The sequence below is a fragment of the Tolypothrix sp. PCC 7601 genome (assembly GCF_025677855.1).
Taxonomy (GTDB): domain Bacteria; phylum Cyanobacteriota; class Cyanobacteriia; order Cyanobacteriales; family Nostocaceae; genus Aulosira; species Aulosira diplosiphon.
The window spans coordinates 5,657,020-5,674,698 of the sequence record NZ_CP064879.1 but is presented as its reverse complement, the minus strand read 5'-3'; the positions used below and the strand labels follow the sequence as shown (position 1 = coordinate 5,674,698).

The following is a 17,679-nucleotide window of genomic DNA, read 5'->3' as shown; positions in this document are numbered from 1 at the left end:
CTCAACTTTTGATTAATAATTAAAGCGCAATCGCCGTTTGAGGCTGGGTTAACTCTGCCATCAGTTCGGCAATAGACACGATTCGCTCAGTGTACCTAACATTCGCGCCAGAAAAGATTAAACCATTCTCTACATCACCTTGTCCTGCTCTAGCAAGGGCTTGTAGCAAACAGTAGGTTTTACCACTATCACGACACAGACATGATTCTAAACAATTGGCAATGCATCGCCGCTCTATTGATGATGAACCTGCGATCGCATTTTCTGCAAATGCATTACGTAAAGCCCGGCTAGGTTTGCCTACAGGACTAGGCACTGTCATAATATCTTCTGCACAAGCCTGAAGATGAAATTCTTTATAACGGCGATCGGCATCACATTCCTCTGTAGTAATAAAGCGCGTACCAATTTGCACACCATCTGCTGCGATCGCTAACATCTTATCAATATCACCCCTATCCCAAATTCCTCCGGTGACAATCAACGGTATACTCACACCTAACTGATTTGCAAAATACTCCCGTAATTGTGCAATCACCGACGCAATTGAAAATCCTGGGGGATTAATCTGTTCGCACTGGCTAAAATGTCCGCCTACCTTCTGGCAATTTTCCACAATAAAAGCATCAGGTAAGCGATTGTAACGTTTTTGCCAAACTTGGCAGATGAACTGCGCTGCTTCCACATTAGAAACACTTGGCACCAGCGCTACATCAGGATAGTCTGCAGTATACTCTGGTAAAGTCAAAGGTAATCCGGCTCCAGTAATAATTAAATCTGCTCCTTCAGCCGCAGCAGTCTGAGCCAATACTGGATAATCTTTAGTAGCAACTAAAATATTTACGCCGATTACACCATCTGGACTGATACTGCGCGCCTTAGCTAGTTCATCAATCAAAGCGAGTTTATTCGCTGTAAAAAAGCTACCGCGTTTGCGTTGGTCAAAATCAGGAGAATACAACCCCAGTCCCAGAGATGCAATGATACCCACTCCGCCTTCATTAGCAACAGCACCAGCTAACTTCGCGCCCGCAACACGCACAGCCATTGCACCTTGAACAATAGGATAGCGGGCAATATGTTTACCAATCCGTAGGGGAGGAAGGACATGGGTCATAACAGACTTGTTCATTTATTAACTAAATAGCTGATAAGTAATTTTATCAGTGAGGTGGTCTGTTTGACAGGTTTTAATTGGGCATTGGGTAATTGGTAATGGGTAATTGGTAATTGGATTTGTCGTTGCTTCTTTCTCCCCTTCCCCTGCTCCCTGCCCCCTTGCCTCTTCCCCCTCATCCGATCGCTCCAGCCGCACCAAGCATCGCTAGTTAGCTTGTAATTGATAGTATCTCTTCTTTTCTCTACTTATCAGCACCCTTGCGCTAAGGGTGCTTTTATTTTTGCTGTATAAAATATGGGTAAAGGTAAAAGGTAAAAGGAGAATTACCGATATTTCTGGCATTTGTAGAGGGTTGTGTATCGTCCGTGCGGTTGTTTTGAAGCAACCAGAGAATAGGGAACAAAGAATAGAAAATAGGGAACAAAAAAGCTAATGGTGCGCGGCTAGTCCGAGGTTATCAAAAACCAGCTGTATTGCCCCTTATACCTTTGAGGCTTTCCACCTGTTGTAGAATGCGTTCACTAATGCGATCGCACGCTAAATCACAGAGTTCAAAAATCATTGGATCTGCAATCTCGTAATAAGCACTGGTACCTTTAGGCTGACGAGATAAAATCCCTGCCTGAGTTAACACTTTGAGATGCTTAGACAAATTTGCCTGTCCCAAGCCAGTCGCTTCTGCAATTTCCATCACATTCATTGACCCTGACTTTAGACAAGTTAAAATGTGTAACCGACTCACCTCTGATAGCACCTTGAAATAGTCAGCAACCGCTGCAATCACAGCAGGTTCAGCCTCGGATGGCTTTGTTTCTAACATATGGAGATTTAATGTTTAGCATAAGAAGGGTGTCTTACTTAATAAGTATATTGACATTATTATGCGTTTAGCTTCATCGTCTCTCTACAGATAGAGGGAAAGGCTATTCCTATGGCAGAAGTCTTGCAGCAAATCAGCAGTTAGGTTATACGTTGATAAAAAAGCCTTCACTATATCAGAGAAGGCTTTTGGCAGTAAGAAAACTATTTCACTCAAAAGGCAATCGCCTGATGCTCAGTGGCTAACCAAAACATTTCAGCGATTTAATATCTTGTTGAGGAACCAGAACCTGTAACTTGATTAGGATCTGCATAAGCTTTGGGTGTTTCGCGCTTACGAGCTAAACCGGCTAAACCAGCTAACCCTAATAAACCTAACCAACTCCAATCAGAACCACCGCGATCGCCTCTGACATCGCTAGTTTCTCGTAATGAGGGGTCAGTTGTGGTGCCTGTGCCAGTTCCCGTAGTTCCTGTACCTGTTGTACCAGTGCCATCAGTACCTGTGGTACCTGTGCCATCCGTGCCAAGACCTGTTGTGCCTGTACCATCAGTAGCCGTGCCTGTGCCTGTAGTGCCAGTACCAGTAGAACCTGTACCTGTTGCGCCTGTGCCAGTTCCTGTGCTATTAATGCCGCTACCTGTGGAACCTGTGCCTGTTGTGCCTGTACTATCAGTGCCTGTGCCGGAAGTACCTAAACCAGAACCATTACCTGTGGTGCCAGAACCAGAGGTACCTAAACCAGAACCGCTACCTGTGGTGCCTGTGCCGGAAGTACCTAAACCAGAACCACCACCTGTAGTGCCAGAACCGGAAGTACCTAAACCAGAACCACTACCTGTGGTGCCAGAACCAGAGGTACCTAAACCAGAACCGGAAGTACCTAAACCAGAACCGCTACCTGTGGTGCCAGAACCGGAGGTACCTAAACCAGAACCGCTACCTGTAGTGCCAGAACCGGAAGTACCCAAACCAGAACCACTACCTGTGGTACCTAAACCAGAACCACTTCCTGTACCAGCGCTACCACCAGAAGAACTGCCACCACCAGAAGAGCCACTTTGGGCTGAGGCAGACATACTTAAGGGTACAGCAGTAAAACTGAGAGCAAACACACCAGCCAAAACAACTTTAGATAAATTCCAATGCCTCATGATTATGGTTCCTTAATTTAATTGATATTTTCGTGATTGATAGATTGTCAAAATGCTGTTGCAAATGAATATGTTACTCAATTCAGTCTTTTGAAACACGACAGATTGAGGAACCCGCCAACTAATGGTGAAAGGTTTCAAAACATCCGGTAGATAAGATTGGAAGAAAGCCTGGGCAGTTTTCAGCGATAGTTAAAGAACAAGAGCGTTCTCATTATTTTCATAAGGATTTTTATCTTCTGAAAAAACTTCTGCTTTTAGTATGATCCTGGTACTTGATTTAGAACTGCAACATTAAAGGAACAATATTTTGTACCCTCGTAAAAACCCCCACGACGGTTTGCTATCCGTCAAGGTAACTTTGATTAAGAATAACTGCTGTCGTTTGCCTAAACGTCTATCAGAAGATTAAAATCACTTCTATCAAAAGTATTAGCCTACCCTTGCTCATCAAGGGCTTTTGTTGAAAATCAATGGTTAATGATTCTTCGAGTATTTATGATAGTTTCCATAGCCAAAAGATTGATTTTCTTAAAAAGACAATATCTATAAAATTTGACAGTTTAATATTTTTTAAATTACATCTTTAGAAATATTGTCAAAATAGCAAAAATACTATTAATTTATCCTCTTTGTTAATAACTAATATTTCTAACTAAAGATACTCATATTTTAGCGATCGCGATTTTAATATACAAATATGACAATAGTTACCAGGAATCGTCTGCATCAATCGGTAATACCTTCTGAGAGTTTAGCTCAACAACGTCTTGCAGACGAGCGAATGCAAGATGTGAAGCTATTACTACAAAATTTAGCTCATAGTGAAGAAGCAACTATTAAACTAATTATTGATTGTCTCTATGATATTGGCTCGGTTAACTTAATTAATCAAAAATTGCGATCGCGTATTTTAAACCGCACCATGAAATCAATTGCCAGAATGTCTAAACCGGTGTTTAGAATTTTTGCATGGCATTGGTTTCAAAAGAACTGTCCGCAATTAATTGCTGATTGGCTAAAACTCAAGGTTGCTTTTGAAGATCCAACAGAATTACCTCAAGAAATCGCTGTAGCAGCTTCAGAAGTTAAACCATACTCTCAGTTAGAAGTAGACAAGATGAGCCGAGAGATTAAAACTTTGCGTCAGCAAGTCCGATGGCTAGCTGGGGTTTCTGTGGCTGCGCTTTCGGCTTTGGGGGTAACAGTGACTATATTAAACCGCACTCCAGAAGCGCCATTACAAAGTACACAGCAAATACAATCGATACTGCATCACTAGCAATACTACTCGGTGAAGCGTTTTGAACCCAAAATTGGTTTTGGGGAAAAGGTTAAAGGTTAAGGGTTAAAGGTTTTTTCTTTCCCTTGAACCATTCCCCTTTTTACCCTTAACCGAAAAGTCTTCGCATCACTAGTTACAGAGACACGCTAAAGTTGCAAATGTGCGTGCATCTAGCTGGAGTTAGGAGGAAAAAACTTATGAAAGCAGTCTTAATGACAGCCGCAGGTAGCCCTGATGTACTAAAGGTACAGGAAATTACCAATCCTGGTGTTCCTGTAGGAGATACGGAACTTTTAGTACGCTTGGTAGCAGCTGGTATAAATCCCATCGATACAAAACTTCGTCAACGAGGTACTTTTTACCCCGAACAAATGCCTGCTGTTTTAGGATGTGATGGTGCAGGTGTGGTGGAAGCGGTAGGTGCTGGAGTGCAGCGCTTTCGCCCAGGGGATGCGGTGTATTTCTGCTATGGTGGCTTAGGCTCACACCAAGGCAATTATGCTGAATATACTGTTGTCGATGAGCGCTTTGTCGCCCATAAACCGAATTCTATATCTTTTGCTGAAGCCGCAGCCGCACCTTTGGTATTGATTACTGCTTGGGAAGCTTTATATGAACGGGGAAGGCTAGAACCCAAGGAAAATGTTTTAATTCATGCGGGTGCTGGTGGAGTTGGTCATGTGGCAATTCAACTAGCTAAACTTAAAGGTGCGAATGTCGCTACCACAGTCAGTTCTCAAGATAAGGCGAACTTCGTTAAAGAACTCGGTGCTGATGAAGTCATTTTTTACAAACAAACTGACTTTGTGCAAGCCGCTTTAGATTGGACGAATGGCGAAGGGGTAGACTTGGCTTTTGATACTGTTGGTGGCGAAACCTTTGGTAAAACTTTCCCCGCAGTCCGAATTTATGGCGATATTGTGACGATTCTAGAACCCGATCCCAAAACTGTTTGGAAAGTTGCGCGAAACCGCAACCTCCGCATTGGTTTGGAATTGATGTTAACACCGATGGTTCAAGGCTTAGTAGAAAGTCTTCAGCACCATGCAGAAATTCTCGAACAATGCGCCACTTGGATCGATCAAGGGAAGTTAAAAATCCATGTTAGCCACAAATTTACTTTAGAAGAAGCAGCAAAAGCTCACCAATTACTTGAAAATGGCTCGATCGCAGGTAAAATTGTTCTGCTGATGAGCGATGAATAGTAAACAACAGTTTGAGTAAATTTTTTTGGCAACACCAAGGCTTGCAAAGGAAAGCGCAAAGGCTCACAGAGAAACTGCAGAAAATCGGTGGGAAAGACTACTCCTTCAAGGGGTGGGATGAACCGCCGCCCGCCGACTTGGGGCATGGGGAATGGGGCAAGGGAAAAGCCACCAATGCCCAATGCCCAATGCCCAATGCCCGCGAAATCTCACTCCCCTTTATGGGTGGGATGAGCTTAATTTGTGTAACTTTGCGTTTTACCTCTGCGTTCCTCTGCGTTTTATTAATTATCTTCTGCTTTGCTCTCCCAGCCTCCGCAGTTCAAACTTCTCTACAACGTACACCCTTAACTCTGGAACTGTTACAAGAAAGGGTGCGTACACCCATACTGCGGGAAGGTAATTTAACAATAGATTTGCGGCAGATGGTGATTGATTTACGCCCAGAAAATGCCAGTTTCCGCGATGCTTTTTATCAACTGCTGCGGAAAGAATTACAAAAAACTGGTGCGAAACCTTTGGGTTTAGATTTGAGCTATTCTCTGATTCAAGGGGATTTTATGGGTAGTGAGTTGGGTTTAAGAACTCCCCTTTACGCCCAAGAAATCGCCCCCATTTTTACCCCAACTGAACAAGAGCAATTAGAAAATTTGCGCCTTGTTTGCTTACAATCATTAGCAGTTTCCTTACCCAACGCTAAAGACTGTCGATCGCTATTAGGAACGCAGCCAGATACATCTAGTGAAATTACTGTATTTCGTGGCTCTTTGACACTAGTAAATACTCGCTTTAATGGCGAAGTATGGTTTCCTAATATTTTCTTCCTGCAGTCTGTAGATGCCCAAGGTGCAACATTTATCCAGCCTACCAACTGGACAGAAACTAGATTCAGCCGGGCTGTCAGCTTTACTGGTGCTACCTTTCGGCAATTAAGTAACTTTCAAGGCAGTATTTTTTTTAACAAGGCTAATTTTAAACAAACTCAATTTCAGGAACCTGTTGACTTTCAAAACAGTATCTTTGAAGATATCGCCAACTTTAATCAGGCGAATTTTAAGCAGTTGGCTAAATTTAGTATTGTGCAATGGTTAGGAAATGCTGATTTTTCGGATGTGCATTTTTTCAATCAAGCACAATTTACTAAAGCTAATTTCGATCAGTTTTTGTTTTTGACAGCAGCGACTTTTGATCAAGCAGTGATTTTTCGCGAAGCGCAGTTTGATCAACCTGTGAGTCTGCAAGGTGCTAGCATTCTTAATCTGGCAGATTTTAGCGATGCTAACTTTGCCAAAGCAGCTTTTTTAGGTGTATCTGGTCTGACTTTTAATTCTAATCAAGCGAAAATATTAGGTAATTCTGGCGAAATTGGCAAGAGATTTTGCGTCACTACCTTGCAAGGAAATCAAAATGTCTTGCGGAATTTGGGGCAAAATTTTCGTCAGCAACAGCAAATAGCCGATGCAAATCAGCTCGAATATACAAAACAGCGCTTGCGGCTAATGGAGTTAACTCGGCGTTTGGTAGGGACAAATATCAATATTGCTACCGTCACCAGGTTAAATAAATTAGGTTTTTCTACAACTCAAGCAGAAGCGATCGCCCAACGTCGTCAAGTAAAACCATTCCGCAATAGCAGCGAATTACTAACTTTAGCAGATATTGATTTAGAAACCTACAGCCAATTGCGCGATCGCCTAATTGTCAGCGAACCTTTATCAATCGGTGTGTGGTTACTCCAAGCTTGGAGTTGGCTAGCGTTGAGTGTGCTGCTGTTATTGAGTGGCTATGGTACAAATATTTGGCTAGTATTTGGTGTTGGTGGTGTGGCGATCGCTTTTTTTGGCTTGCTATTTTGGTTAGTGGATCGCTATCGGCGTTTGCGTCCCGTGCCGATTATCCCCACCTATTATGAAACCATATCTATATTAATTAGTTTTAGCTGCTTAGAATTTTTGAGTTTATTAGCCATTTTCCGCAGCGCAGAACAACCTTGGCTAACCCTGGGGTGTCTTTTGATGATTATTGTCCCCATACCGATAATTTTATTAACTAGACTTTACCAGCAAGGTCGTTATCACGATTTATTAGAAGTTTCCTACTTCACAGAAGACGGTACCTTTCGCCAGCTACGTTTATTAATTGGACGCTTACCTGTGATTCCCCGAAATCCTACCTTTCGCGAACGCTATATGCATCTTTTGTGGGATCGGCGTTGGAACTGGCTGAATTATTATGACTTTAGCCTGAATAACTTAGTCAGGTTAGGATTTAACGATATTCGGATGCGAGATGAGCATTTACCCAGCATTATCGCCACATTAGGCTGGTATGAATGGAGCCTAGGTTTACTATATATTACCTTAGTTCTGTGGACACTCTCCCGCACCATCCCCGGATTGAACTTGCTGATTTACCTCAAGTGAACTAGCTATCACAAGCTTGATGAAATTAACCGCAGATAAACGCCGATACACATGGATAAAAGAGATTTTTGTTAAAGTACCAAATTAGCTGTGTTATGCCAATTTGAAAAAAGAATGCGACAGATGGATTGACAGAACTCTTATATAAAGTATAAAGAAATACAGTTCAGTTAAGAAAATTATATTGATAACAAAACCAAAAAACTAGTTACTCAACAACATAACAGAACAATAATTTTGGAGGGGGTTTGGGGGACGCAACCGTCACCCAATCGGGGGTTTGGGGGAGAATCCCCCAATTGTTCTGGCTTCTTTAATCAGTGACAAATCAATCGCTAATGAGCTTAACCCAAGCGTATTGTTATATAAAGACTAATTCTCAATCCAAAATCCAAAATCTTATTAGTCCACTACTCTGGCTTACCCAATTACAAATTATTCATCCTGTGTCTATACTGTGGCAAAAAAATTGCTCATAAAAAAATCAGTTAAAGGTAGAAACCCTACCTCTAACCGAGTTGAAAGCATTTTGTAACCAAATACCATGTCCAATATCACACAGGGTTTTGACGTGGGTATTACAAAAGCGTGACAAAGATGCGGCCGTCACAAAGCTATCATTTGTAGCTAGTGAGTGACTCTATATTTGAGAGGTTGTAGCCCAGAGAAAAAAATGCTGGCAGAAACTCGAGGTACTGTAGTAATTACAGGCGCATCCACAGGAATTGGCGAAGCGTCTGCTTTACTCTTAGATAAATTAGGCTTTAATGTGTTTGCTGGTGTGCGTCGAGAAATTGATGCTGAAAAACTTAAGCGGAAAGCCTCATCCAGACTCACCCCAATTTTTTTAGATGTTACAGATAATGATGCGATCGCATTAGCAGTTGAAACTGTCAGCAAAGCCAGCAATGGAAAGCTAGCAGGTTTAGTCAATAATGCGGGAATAGCAATTCCTGGCCCTTTAGAACTGCTCCCCATTAGCGAATTTGAACATCAAATGCGAGTTAATGTCACCGGACAACTTGCAGTTACCCAAGCATTTCTGGGTTTACTCCGCCAAGGTCAGGGGCGAATTGTCAATATGGGTTCGATTTGTGGCAAAAGTGCTGCTCCCTTTCTCGGTGCTTATAATGCTTCTAAATTCGCCCTAGAAGCAATTACCGAAGTAATGCGGCTGGAGTTGCGACCTTGGGGAATCTCCGTTTCAATTATTCGCCCAGGTACAATTGCTACACCAATTTGGGATAAATCTCTAACGCAAGCTGACATTGATAGAGATAATCTTCCCGAATTCGCACAAAATCTCTACGGACAAGCAATGAATACAGTCCGCAAACAAGTGGGGATTATGGCTAGCAAGGGAATTGCGGCGGATCTTGTCGCTCAGGCTGTTGTTCATGCATTAACTGCAAAACAGCCCAAAACGAGCTATCTCGTAGGACAAGACGCGAAAATTGCTTCATTGCTCAAGTATCTTTTACCCGGTCAAGTCTATGACCGTTTGGTTTTAGCTTCTATGGGTTTGTAAGTCTTGCTAACTCACCTTTGCTTCCAAAGACTTAAGCAACTCAGTATTCACACCAGATTCACGTGTCAGCGCAATTTTGCCAGTCCGGGCGATTTCCCTCAGACCAAATTTTTGTAACACTTGCACAATCGCCACTATTTTACCGGGATCGCCTACTACTTCCAGCGTGAGAGAATCTTCTGCGACATCTACCACTCGCGCTCGGAAAATCTGAGATAGTTCGATGACTTCAGAACGGTTGCTGCTAGTAGCATTCACCTTGATGAGCATCAATTCTCTTTCTACACAGGGAGTTTCGGTAATGTCCTGCACTTTGAGAACATTAACTAGCTTATAGAGTTGTTTGGTGATTTGTTCGATCACGCGATCGTCACCAGGTACAACCATCGTAATTCGGGATACTCCTCCCTGTTCAGCTGGCCCTACAGCCAAGCTTTCGATATTAAAGCCGCGACGCGCAAATAAACTAGAAATGCGGGACAGAACCCCCGCCTCATCTTCTACCAAAACTGAAAGGGTATGTTTCATCTTTGCCAAAACAGGCTCAGGCATCATTTTACTAATACAAACATTAGCTAATAATTGCCCTACAAGTATTGCCTACTAAAATTTATAAGGAAATCTGTTTTCTAATTTTAAACTCAAGGCTGCACTGATTACACTTTCTGATAGAACTTAAATTTCTGGACAAATCATCCTGTAAGCAGAAACCTCTGAGCGTTGATATCTTTTCACTGGCAGATGTGGAGTATCTGTAAAAATTTTATCCTCAAATTGTACAGACCTCTTACAGGAGAAAAAATATTATGGGTTGGCTAAAAAGACTATTTGGTTTAGAAAAACCGCAAAATGCACAAGTAAATCCTGCTCCCCAAGCAGTACCACAATCTTCTAACGCTACCTTTGCTCCTGAGACTAGCGCTGCGTCTGCTTCTACTCAAACCATCCCCCCAGAACGGTTAGGTTTAAACGGAGAATACGACCAAAGTGGATTAGCCAAGCGTGTAGCATTAGCATTTGACCAAGACCAACAACTTGATGATGTTGATACTCTCTGGGTTGCTCAGACAGGCGGTACTGTAGTCCTCAAAGGTAAAGTTCCCAGCCAAGAGATTCTCAACCGCATGGTTTCTGTAGCGCGTTCAGTCAATGGTGCTGCAGGTGTTGAGACTAACCAAGTCACAATAGGTTAGTGAAATACCTTTGTTTCTAGCACATTAACAATCAAGACTGAAGTCTTGATTAATGACATCAATGATAAGTGCTTAAGCAAAATTATTTATGTCATTGCGAGCGAAATGAAATGTAGCGCAGCAATCTCCAAACCTTTGCGATTGCGTCGTTTCGCTTCCCTTCTCCTGACGGAGACGCTACGCGAACGGGACGCTACGCGAACGCTCCACTCGCAATGACAAATATATATTTAATTGTGCATGACTACTTACACATCAAAATTGTTGAGTTTCTGGGATAGATTCTGCATCGGGGATGACAACAGGCTGTTGGCTATCCTCAAGACATTGATGAATCCAATCTAAAATTACTTGGTTGACTTGCTCTGGAGATTCATCGTGGGGACAATGACCTACATCTTCTAAATTAAGCAGTTGCAATTTCTCATTGTATTGAGCAAATTGGCTACCAAGTATAGGAGGAACAAAGCGGTCTTTTTGTCCCCAAATCAACAGCATAGGAATTTGTAAGGTTGGTAATACTTTTTTGACGCTGGGGCTGAAGTTAACGCCCATAGTCGCTTTGAACAGCGCACTAAAAGCACGAGCTGAACCTCGGTCTTGAGGAGGCCCAGCTAAAATTTCTATGAGTTCATCGGTAATGGCTTCTGGGTTAGCGTAAGCCAGACTAGCCCAGCGACGTAGTACACTTGGTTGGCGTACAAAATTAAACACAGGTTTAAGTATGATTGGGGAGGCGACTATCTTTTTAACTGTCGTAATCAGCGGCATTAAAATTGGTCGCAGTCCAACTGGTATAGCTTCTTGCTCTAATGAAGGATCGGGCAAGCTCATCATCACTATACCCTTTACCATTTCTGGGTGAGCAGCAGCGGCGGCTAAGGAAATTAGTGAACCAGTTGAATTACCAATTAAAATAACGGGTTGACGAATAAATGCCTTCCAAAAATCGTAAACCTGCTCTACCCACAATTCTATGCTGTAACTAGCCGCAGCTTTTTCCGAAGCGCCAAAACCCAGCATATCCAGAGCATAGACTGTTTGGTGTGCTGCCAAAACTTCTAAATTATGCCGCCAATGACCAATAGAAGCACCAAACCCATGCAGCAAAATCAGGGGCGTTGTGTTTTGGTGATTTTGGGCAGAACGGATGTAAGTATAGCGAGTTTGCCAACCTCGCCAAATCCAGTCTCTTTGATTACCAACCCGTTGCTGCCAATGTAATCCAGTGGTCACATATTCCTCCCATGTCTCAAGAGCAAAACCCTCTCAACTTCCATATTAAGAGGGCGAAGAGAGCGATCGCATTTATTGAGAAAGTACATTGCTATGTTCTTGTTCCCTGTTCCCTAAATTAACGAGTAATTTCGTAATTCCTGCAAAAATTGCTATAAATTCAGGATTACTGCCGCAAACAGATTAAAATCAAGAAGCTTCCAAGCTCACGGCTTGACGTTATACGAATTGTAAATTATTGTATAAAATATTACATTTTATTGGCGAAAAGCTATTTTATCTGTAAACTTGCTATTCTGGAAATACACTTGTAAAACTCTATGTCAACCAAGTGTTAAATACTTGTTACAATACTTAACGTTTCGCCAGGTTGTGTAATTTAGATTAACGATTTTAGAGAAATTCTCTCATAATGAGTAGAATGACAAATACAGAATCAGACACAACCATTTTATAGATTAGTTAATCTAGAACTATGGCTGATTTTTCAGTTCTCAGTAGTTTTTATATTTTAACTCTGAGGCGTACCAACCAAAACCTAGGCCAATCAAGACCAAGCCAAATTCTTAAATAAAGAGCTCCCACAAATCATAATGCCTGTGATTGAGAAAAAAAGAACTCGCGATCTGCCCCAAATTAACGAACGTATTCGATTTCCGAAAATTCGCGTCATTGATACTGACGGTAGCCAATTGGGAATTATTACTCCCTCAGAAGCACTACAGCTAGCCGAAGAAAAAGAATTGGATCTCGTGCTGCTTAGTGACAAGGCTGACCCGCCAGTTTGTCGGATTATGGACTATGGGAAATACAAGTTTGAACAAGAGAAGAAGGCGCGGGAAGCCCGGAAAAAGCAGCACACGGCTGATGTGAAGGAAGTCAAGATGCGCTACAAAATAGAAGAACACGACTACAACGTGCGTGTCAAGCAAGCCGAGCGCTTTTTGAAAGATGGAGACAAAGTCAAAGCTACTGTTATGTTCCGGGGTCGAGAAATTCAACACAGTGACTTAGCAGAAGAATTGCTCAAGCGGATGGCTACTGATTTAGAGCCGTTTGGAGAAGTGCAGCAAGCACCGAAAAAAGAAGGCAGAAATATGATGATGCTGATTTCTCCCAAAAAGTAATCTTCCAGCTGTCTTATCTAAACAGTATAAATTACAACTGAAGATTTCACCTCGACATATAAGTCGGTAAAATTTATCCAAAGATGATAGTCCTGAATACTGAGTGGGAAAACTAATACTCAGTTGTTCAGGACTTTTGCCATTTCTAGGTAAGTTCTGTTGGTCAGGGATTGGTGACTGGGGATAAGGGAGATGAGGTAGATGAGGGGGATGAGGTAGATGGGGGAGAAAAAATAGACAAATTCCCATTACCAATTACCTATTACCCATTACCCAATACGCGATAAAACTACCAGAAAGTAAAACTAAATGGAACAGAAAAATAACTGGTTGCCTACAAATAGAGGCACTGTGGCACGGCTGCTACAGTGGTTGAATCTCCGGCCTGAGGAAAGCGAACGGACATGGATGATGTTTGCTTTTTATACAACTGTATCTGTAGGTTTACGGTGGGCTGAAGATAGTACAGTAGCGCTGTTTTTAGATGAATATGGAGCCGATCCACTGCCTTTGATGTATATTGCCAGCGCGGTAATCGGTTTTGGGCTGGTTGTTTTATATTCTTGGCTACAAAAAATATTTCCTTTGCGCTGGGTGATTGTGGCGATCGCACCTTGCATGGTTACGCCATTAGTTTTATTAGTATTTTTACATTGGGAAATACATATTTCCTATTTAACGGTAGTGATTGTATTTTTGATGCGGTTATGGGTAGACGCACTTTATGTAGTCAATGACCTAAATACTTCTATAGTCGCTAATCAACTATTTAATATTCGCGAAATTAAACGCACCTATCCCCTGGTAAGCAGTGGTTTGTTAGTAGCTGATGTGATTAGCGGTTTTAGTTTGCCGTGGCTACTGGAATATGCGAAGCTCAGTAAAGTGATTGTTATTGCTTGTGCAGTAATTATTTTAGGGTCAGTAATTCTTTTATATCTAAGTCATCACTATCGCACTTCCTTTCCCGACGCACCACAACGCCTACAGGCTCCAGAAGAAGCTTCTAGGCACCATCGCCTCAAAGAGCCACTCAAAGTTTATATTTGGCAATTGTTTGCTTTTGTTGGTCTGTTGCAAGTACTGGGATTGTTAATCGATTTTCAATATCTGCGCGAACTGAAATCTAATTTTGACGAGAAAGAACTGGCAAGTTTCTTAGGTTTATTTGGCGGCATGGTAGGACTGTGTGAGTTGATGACACAGTGGTTTATTTCCAGCCGCTTAATTGAAAGGATTGGAGTATTTTTTGCCGCAGCGTTATTACCAATTACGGTAGGTTGTTTCATACCTGTTGGGATTGCTTTATTCAATCTATTTCCCACAATGCAATTCTCCAGTTTTTTCTGGGGGTTAATCATTCTCAAATTCTTCGATGAACTGTTGCGCTACACCTTTATTATGAGTAGCGGCCCAGCACTGTACCAACCAATCCCCGAACGCATTCGGAACAGAACGCAGATATTATCAGGAGGAACAGCAGATGCGATCGCTACAGGTTTGGCTGGTGTAGTCATTTTTCTGACATTATTATTTTGCGCGCAATTTGTTCCTCAAGAATTACAAAAGTGGGTATTTATTGCTGAAACAGTAATCGTAGCTGCTATCTGTTTAAAAGTAGTAATGTTACTGCGATCGCACTATGTCGATTTGTTAGTTTTGAGTGCAGATCGGGGAGAGCTAAGTGCTACAAACGTCGGTTTGCGGGTACTACAACAAGGTGTAGTCAAAGCTTTAGAAGAAAAAGGTAGTTTAGCAGATAAACGCTCTTGTATTGAACTTTTAACCCAAATTGACCTCCAGGGTGCAGTCGAAGTTTTAGCACCTCTGCTCATCAAATTACCTTCAGATTTGCAATGTCAAAGTTTGGAAGTCATGCTGATGGCTGAGGCCAATCCAAAATATTTACCTGATGTCCGGCCTTTATTAGAATATTCCGAACAGCGTGTTACCCCAGAAGTATTTGCTTTAGCTTTGCGCTACGTTTGGCTGGCTGAACCACATCCTAATTTAGCTTTATTAGAAGATTACCTCAATCCCCGACAACACTCACTCATTCGTGCTACAGCCGCCGCTTTACTTTTGCGTCAAGGAACGCCAATGCAAAAGGTAGCAGCTACCACAACTATGCGGAGGATGCTCACTCATAAACTAGAACGGGAACGGGTGAATGGAGTTAAAGCCTTAAGAGAAGCAGTTTATTTGCAAGCATTGCGGATTCATATCCCAAATTTATTACAGGATGAATCCTTACGGGTACGCTGTGCTGTTTTAGAAATGATTGCTTCTACTCGCTTAGAAGAATACTATTCAGCACTATTAGCCGCACTATACTATAAATCCACCCGCAACACAGCAATGAGTGCCTTAGTGAAACTAGAAAATGAAGCCCTAGAAATGCTGTTGCAGTTGGCTACTAATAATTACAAACCAGAAATACTGAGGATGTACGCTTGGCGTACTATTGGTCAAATAGGCACTGTGGAAGCCGTAGATTGTTTATGGCAAAACTTAGAACAATCTTGGGGTGCTACTAGATATCATATTTTGCGTAGCTTATTGAAAATCCATAAACAACCAGAAATTCAGAGTTTAGAAGATAGATTTTATGAAGGTAGAGTGGGAACTTTTATTGAACAGGAATTAAAATTTTTAGGCGAAATCTATGCCGCTTTTATAGACTTTACTAAACAACAAACTACTACAGATGAGCAGTCAAAATTAGTTTTTGATTTACTGCAACGCTCCTTAGCAGAGTTAGAAATCGATGTGAGAGAAAGAATCCTACTGCTATTAAAGCTGCTTTATTCCCCAGACAAAATGCAAGCAGCAGCCTTTAATCTCCGGTCTGATTCCGGCACGAATTTAGCACGAGGCTTAGAAATCTTAGACCATACGATCAATTTACCTTGCAAAACATTGTTGCTGAATATGTTAGATCGGCGATCGCCTGAAGAAAAACTTTATCTGTTGGGCGCAGCCGGGTTAGGAGAATATGAAAAAATGTCAATTAGCGATCGCCTGCGTCGTTTATTAATGTTGTCCAACTTCCTATCTGACTGGTGTTTAGCTTGCTGTTTCCATTTTGCGAAAGTTAGCCATATCCGCCTGACAATCCCCGAAATCATGATTTCTCTGCGCCATCCCACAGGTTTTGTCAGGGAAGCTGCAATTACCTATCTCAGCGTAGTTTCACGTCGTGTTGTTGTAGAACTACTTCCCCAATTGCAAAAAGACAAACATCCCCTAGTGGTGGCTCAAGTTAAAAATTTGATGGCGAAATATCAGCTGCAAAATCCTAAAATTACGCAGGAAGTGTAGGTGGGGATTGGGGACTGGGGAACTCGGGGCCCCCTCTGGGGATAAGGGGGAATGGGGACTGGGGACTGGGGACTGGGTAAAAATAATCCTTGACTCTTGTACAGACGCGATTCATCGCGTCTCTTTGACTCTGGAGTAAAGACGCGATGAATCGCGTCTCTACAATTATGAAAATATTATTATTTTGCTTGACTTTGTTCTGCGCGAACTTCTTCTACCTCACCAACTTCAAAAATTAGGGTAAAGGATTGTCCCATTTCGCGCTCGATAAAGTTTTCTAATAACTTCACTTGTCGAGGTGTGACGGGTTCTTGCGATCGCACAATTAAACGCACTTCTGGCGGATTTGCTAGCCAGTTGGTATTACTATTAATTAAGCGTAAGCGTTGAAAGGTAACAGTTCGATTCAATAATGCTCTGCGTAAGCTCATTTCCAATTGCCCTTGTCTTACCAGCCGAGCAAAGCTGACACCTAGAGGAATGACCAAGACTGCGGTTAAAGCTAATGTCCAAATGAGAGGACGACGGGCACGAGAGAAAGATGTATATCCTGCTACCAAGAATGTCAGCATACAGGATAAAGTAATCCCCAATAAGTTGGTGAGGTAAAGCAGGGTTGCGCCTATACTTAGTGACCAGTTGCCTTGCGCCAAGCCTAAACCAATCACGCAGATAGGGGGCATAAGTGCGACTGCGATCGCAGTGCCCGCCACACTACCAGAAATTTTCGGCTCAACTTTGGCGTAGCCACTGATACCACCTGCGGCGACAGCAATGCCTAAATCTAATAGTGTGGGTTCAGAACGGGCTAGCACTTCACTACCATAGCTGGGTATAGGTACAAGCATTCCCAAGCTGTAAGCCATGACTACCGCCAAGAACGTACCCACCACGACGGCTATTATCCCTTTGCGGAAGAGAATTACATTACCTTCTAATGCGCCAAAGGCTAATCCCCGAATCGGTAGCATCAGAGGCGCAATAATCATCGCACCAATAATGACAGCACTACTATTGGACAATAAACCAAAAGTAGCGATCGCACAGGAACCCACAATCAAAGTTAGGTAGGATGCGTCTAAGGTTGATTCCGCCAGCAAATCCGTTTGGATTTTTTGGAGTTGCTCTGGTTGAGATCCTTGGCGACGAAAATTTTTAAAGCGGTCTCGAATGTTATTACCCAAGACCATCCTCCTTGAAAGGTGAATTTTTAGTCATTGGTTCATTAAAATCCTATATTTGACTGATGTCATCTAGAAATGGTCAG

General features: G+C 42.2%; 14 protein-coding genes. 7 read left to right on the top strand and 7 right to left on the bottom strand.

The genetic code is table 11. The features are described from left to right. Window positions 1–19 precede the first annotated feature (19 nt). The 4 genes from HG267_RS23275 to HG267_RS23260 all read right to left on the bottom strand — a co-directional run bounded on the left by HG267_RS23275 (window position 20) and on the right by HG267_RS23260 (window position 3,094). A complete protein-coding gene (locus HG267_RS23275; protein ID WP_045868885.1) occupies window positions 20–1,117 on the bottom strand; it encodes an NAD(P)H-dependent flavin oxidoreductase in 1,098 nt (365 codons plus the stop codon). 18 nt (window positions 1,118–1,135) lie between these two features. Next, the gene (locus HG267_RS23270) at window positions 1,136–1,315 is read right to left on the bottom strand and encodes a hypothetical protein (protein WP_155538981.1); all 180 of its coding nucleotides are present in this window, start codon (window positions 1,313–1,315) and stop codon (window positions 1,136–1,138) included. A gap of 262 nt (window positions 1,316–1,577) precedes the next feature. Next, window positions 1,578–1,940 (bottom strand): ArsR/SmtB family transcription factor, encoded by a 363-nt coding sequence (locus HG267_RS23265; RefSeq protein WP_045868193.1) that lies wholly within the window; start codon window positions 1,938–1,940, stop codon window positions 1,578–1,580. Between the two features lie 263 nt (window positions 1,941–2,203). Further along, window positions 2,204–3,094, bottom strand: coding sequence for a WGxxGxxG-CTERM domain-containing protein (locus HG267_RS23260; protein WP_045868192.1), 891 nt, complete (start codon window positions 3,092–3,094; stop codon window positions 2,204–2,206). A gap of 700 nt (window positions 3,095–3,794) precedes the next feature. Between HG267_RS23260 and HG267_RS23255 the strand changes: the two genes are divergently transcribed. The 4 genes from HG267_RS23255 (at window position 3,795) to HG267_RS23240 (ending at window position 9,535) form a co-directional block, all read left to right on the top strand. Then, the gene (locus tag HG267_RS23255) at window positions 3,795–4,376 is read left to right on the top strand and encodes a hypothetical protein (protein ID WP_045868191.1); all 582 of its coding nucleotides are present in this window, start codon (window positions 3,795–3,797) and stop codon (window positions 4,374–4,376) included. Window positions 4,377–4,576: 200 nt separating this feature from the next. Continuing rightward, window positions 4,577–5,584 (top strand): zinc-dependent alcohol dehydrogenase family protein, encoded by a 1,008-nt coding sequence (locus tag HG267_RS23250; RefSeq protein ID WP_045868190.1) that lies wholly within the window; start codon window positions 4,577–4,579, stop codon window positions 5,582–5,584. Between the two features lie 221 nt (window positions 5,585–5,805). After that, window positions 5,806–8,007 (top strand): pentapeptide repeat-containing protein, encoded by a 2,202-nt coding sequence (locus HG267_RS23245; RefSeq protein ID WP_228045417.1) that lies wholly within the window; start codon window positions 5,806–5,808, stop codon window positions 8,005–8,007. A 673-nt stretch (window positions 8,008–8,680) separates the two neighbouring features. Continuing rightward, on the top strand, window positions 8,681–9,535 hold the full coding sequence (locus HG267_RS23240) for an SDR family oxidoreductase (protein ID WP_045868189.1): 855 nt from the start codon (window positions 8,681–8,683) through the stop codon (window positions 9,533–9,535). A gap of 6 nt (window positions 9,536–9,541) precedes the next feature. Here the strand turns inward: HG267_RS23240 and ilvN are convergent, their stop codons facing one another. Beyond that, window positions 9,542–10,063 (bottom strand): acetolactate synthase small subunit, encoded by a 522-nt coding sequence (gene ilvN / locus HG267_RS23235; protein WP_045868883.1) that lies wholly within the window; start codon window positions 10,061–10,063, stop codon window positions 9,542–9,544. A gap of 278 nt (window positions 10,064–10,341) precedes the next feature. Here ilvN and HG267_RS23230 point away from each other — a divergent pair, with 278 nt between their 5' ends. After that, complete coding sequence (locus HG267_RS23230) at window positions 10,342–10,728, top strand: BON domain-containing protein (RefSeq protein ID WP_045868188.1); 387 nt, start codon at window positions 10,342–10,344, stop codon at window positions 10,726–10,728. 255 nt (window positions 10,729–10,983) lie between these two features. Here HG267_RS23230 and HG267_RS23225 read toward each other — a convergent pair whose 3' ends face one another. After that, window positions 10,984–11,964, bottom strand: a complete 981-nt coding sequence (locus HG267_RS23225; RefSeq protein WP_045868187.1) for an alpha/beta fold hydrolase — start codon at window positions 11,962–11,964, stop codon at window positions 10,984–10,986. A gap of 593 nt (window positions 11,965–12,557) precedes the next feature. On the opposite strand from HG267_RS23225, the gene infC reads away from it, so the two are divergent. Then, window positions 12,558–13,091, top strand: a complete 534-nt coding sequence (gene infC, locus HG267_RS23220) for a translation initiation factor IF-3 (RefSeq protein WP_045868186.1) — start codon at window positions 12,558–12,560, stop codon at window positions 13,089–13,091. Window positions 13,092–13,400: 309 nt separating this feature from the next. After that, window positions 13,401–16,412: a hypothetical protein gene (locus tag HG267_RS23215; protein ID WP_045868185.1), complete on the top strand. Its 3,012-nt coding sequence runs from the start codon at window positions 13,401–13,403 to the stop codon at window positions 16,410–16,412. A 179-nt stretch (window positions 16,413–16,591) separates the two neighbouring features. Here HG267_RS23215 and HG267_RS23210 read toward each other — a convergent pair whose 3' ends face one another. Then, a complete protein-coding gene (locus HG267_RS23210) occupies window positions 16,592–17,602 on the bottom strand; it encodes a DUF389 domain-containing protein (RefSeq protein WP_045868184.1) in 1,011 nt (336 codons plus the stop codon). Between the last annotated feature and the right edge of the window lie 77 nt (window positions 17,603–17,679).

Bases quoted from the DNA above. Each gene is read 5' to 3' on its own strand.
- HG267_RS23275 (WP_045868885.1), bottom strand. From the start codon at position 1,117: ATGACCCATGTCCTTCCTCCCCTACGGATTGGTAAACATATTGCCCGC.
- HG267_RS23265 (WP_045868193.1), bottom strand. From the start codon at position 1,940: ATGTTAGAAACAAAGCCATCCGAGGCTGAACCTGCTGTGATTGCAGCG.
- HG267_RS23260 (WP_045868192.1), bottom strand. From the start codon at position 3,094: ATGAGGCATTGGAATTTATCTAAAGTTGTTTTGGCTGGTGTGTTTGCT.
- HG267_RS23255 (WP_045868191.1), top strand. From the start codon at position 3,795: ATGACAATAGTTACCAGGAATCGTCTGCATCAATCGGTAATACCTTCT.
- HG267_RS23250 (WP_045868190.1), top strand. From the start codon at position 4,577: ATGAAAGCAGTCTTAATGACAGCCGCAGGTAGCCCTGATGTACTAAAG.
- HG267_RS23245 (WP_228045417.1), top strand. From the start codon at position 5,806: ATGGGTGGGATGAGCTTAATTTGTGTAACTTTGCGTTTTACCTCTGCG.
- HG267_RS23240 (WP_045868189.1), top strand. From the start codon at position 8,681: ATGCTGGCAGAAACTCGAGGTACTGTAGTAATTACAGGCGCATCCACA.
- ilvN (WP_045868883.1), bottom strand. From the start codon at position 10,063: ATGAAACATACCCTTTCAGTTTTGGTAGAAGATGAGGCGGGGGTTCTG.
- HG267_RS23230 (WP_045868188.1), top strand. From the start codon at position 10,342: ATGGGTTGGCTAAAAAGACTATTTGGTTTAGAAAAACCGCAAAATGCA.
- infC (WP_045868186.1), top strand. From the start codon at position 12,558: ATGCCTGTGATTGAGAAAAAAAGAACTCGCGATCTGCCCCAAATTAAC.
- HG267_RS23215 (WP_045868185.1), top strand. From the start codon at position 13,401: ATGGAACAGAAAAATAACTGGTTGCCTACAAATAGAGGCACTGTGGCA.
- HG267_RS23210 (WP_045868184.1), bottom strand. From the start codon at position 17,602: ATGGTCTTGGGTAATAACATTCGAGACCGCTTTAAAAATTTTCGTCGC.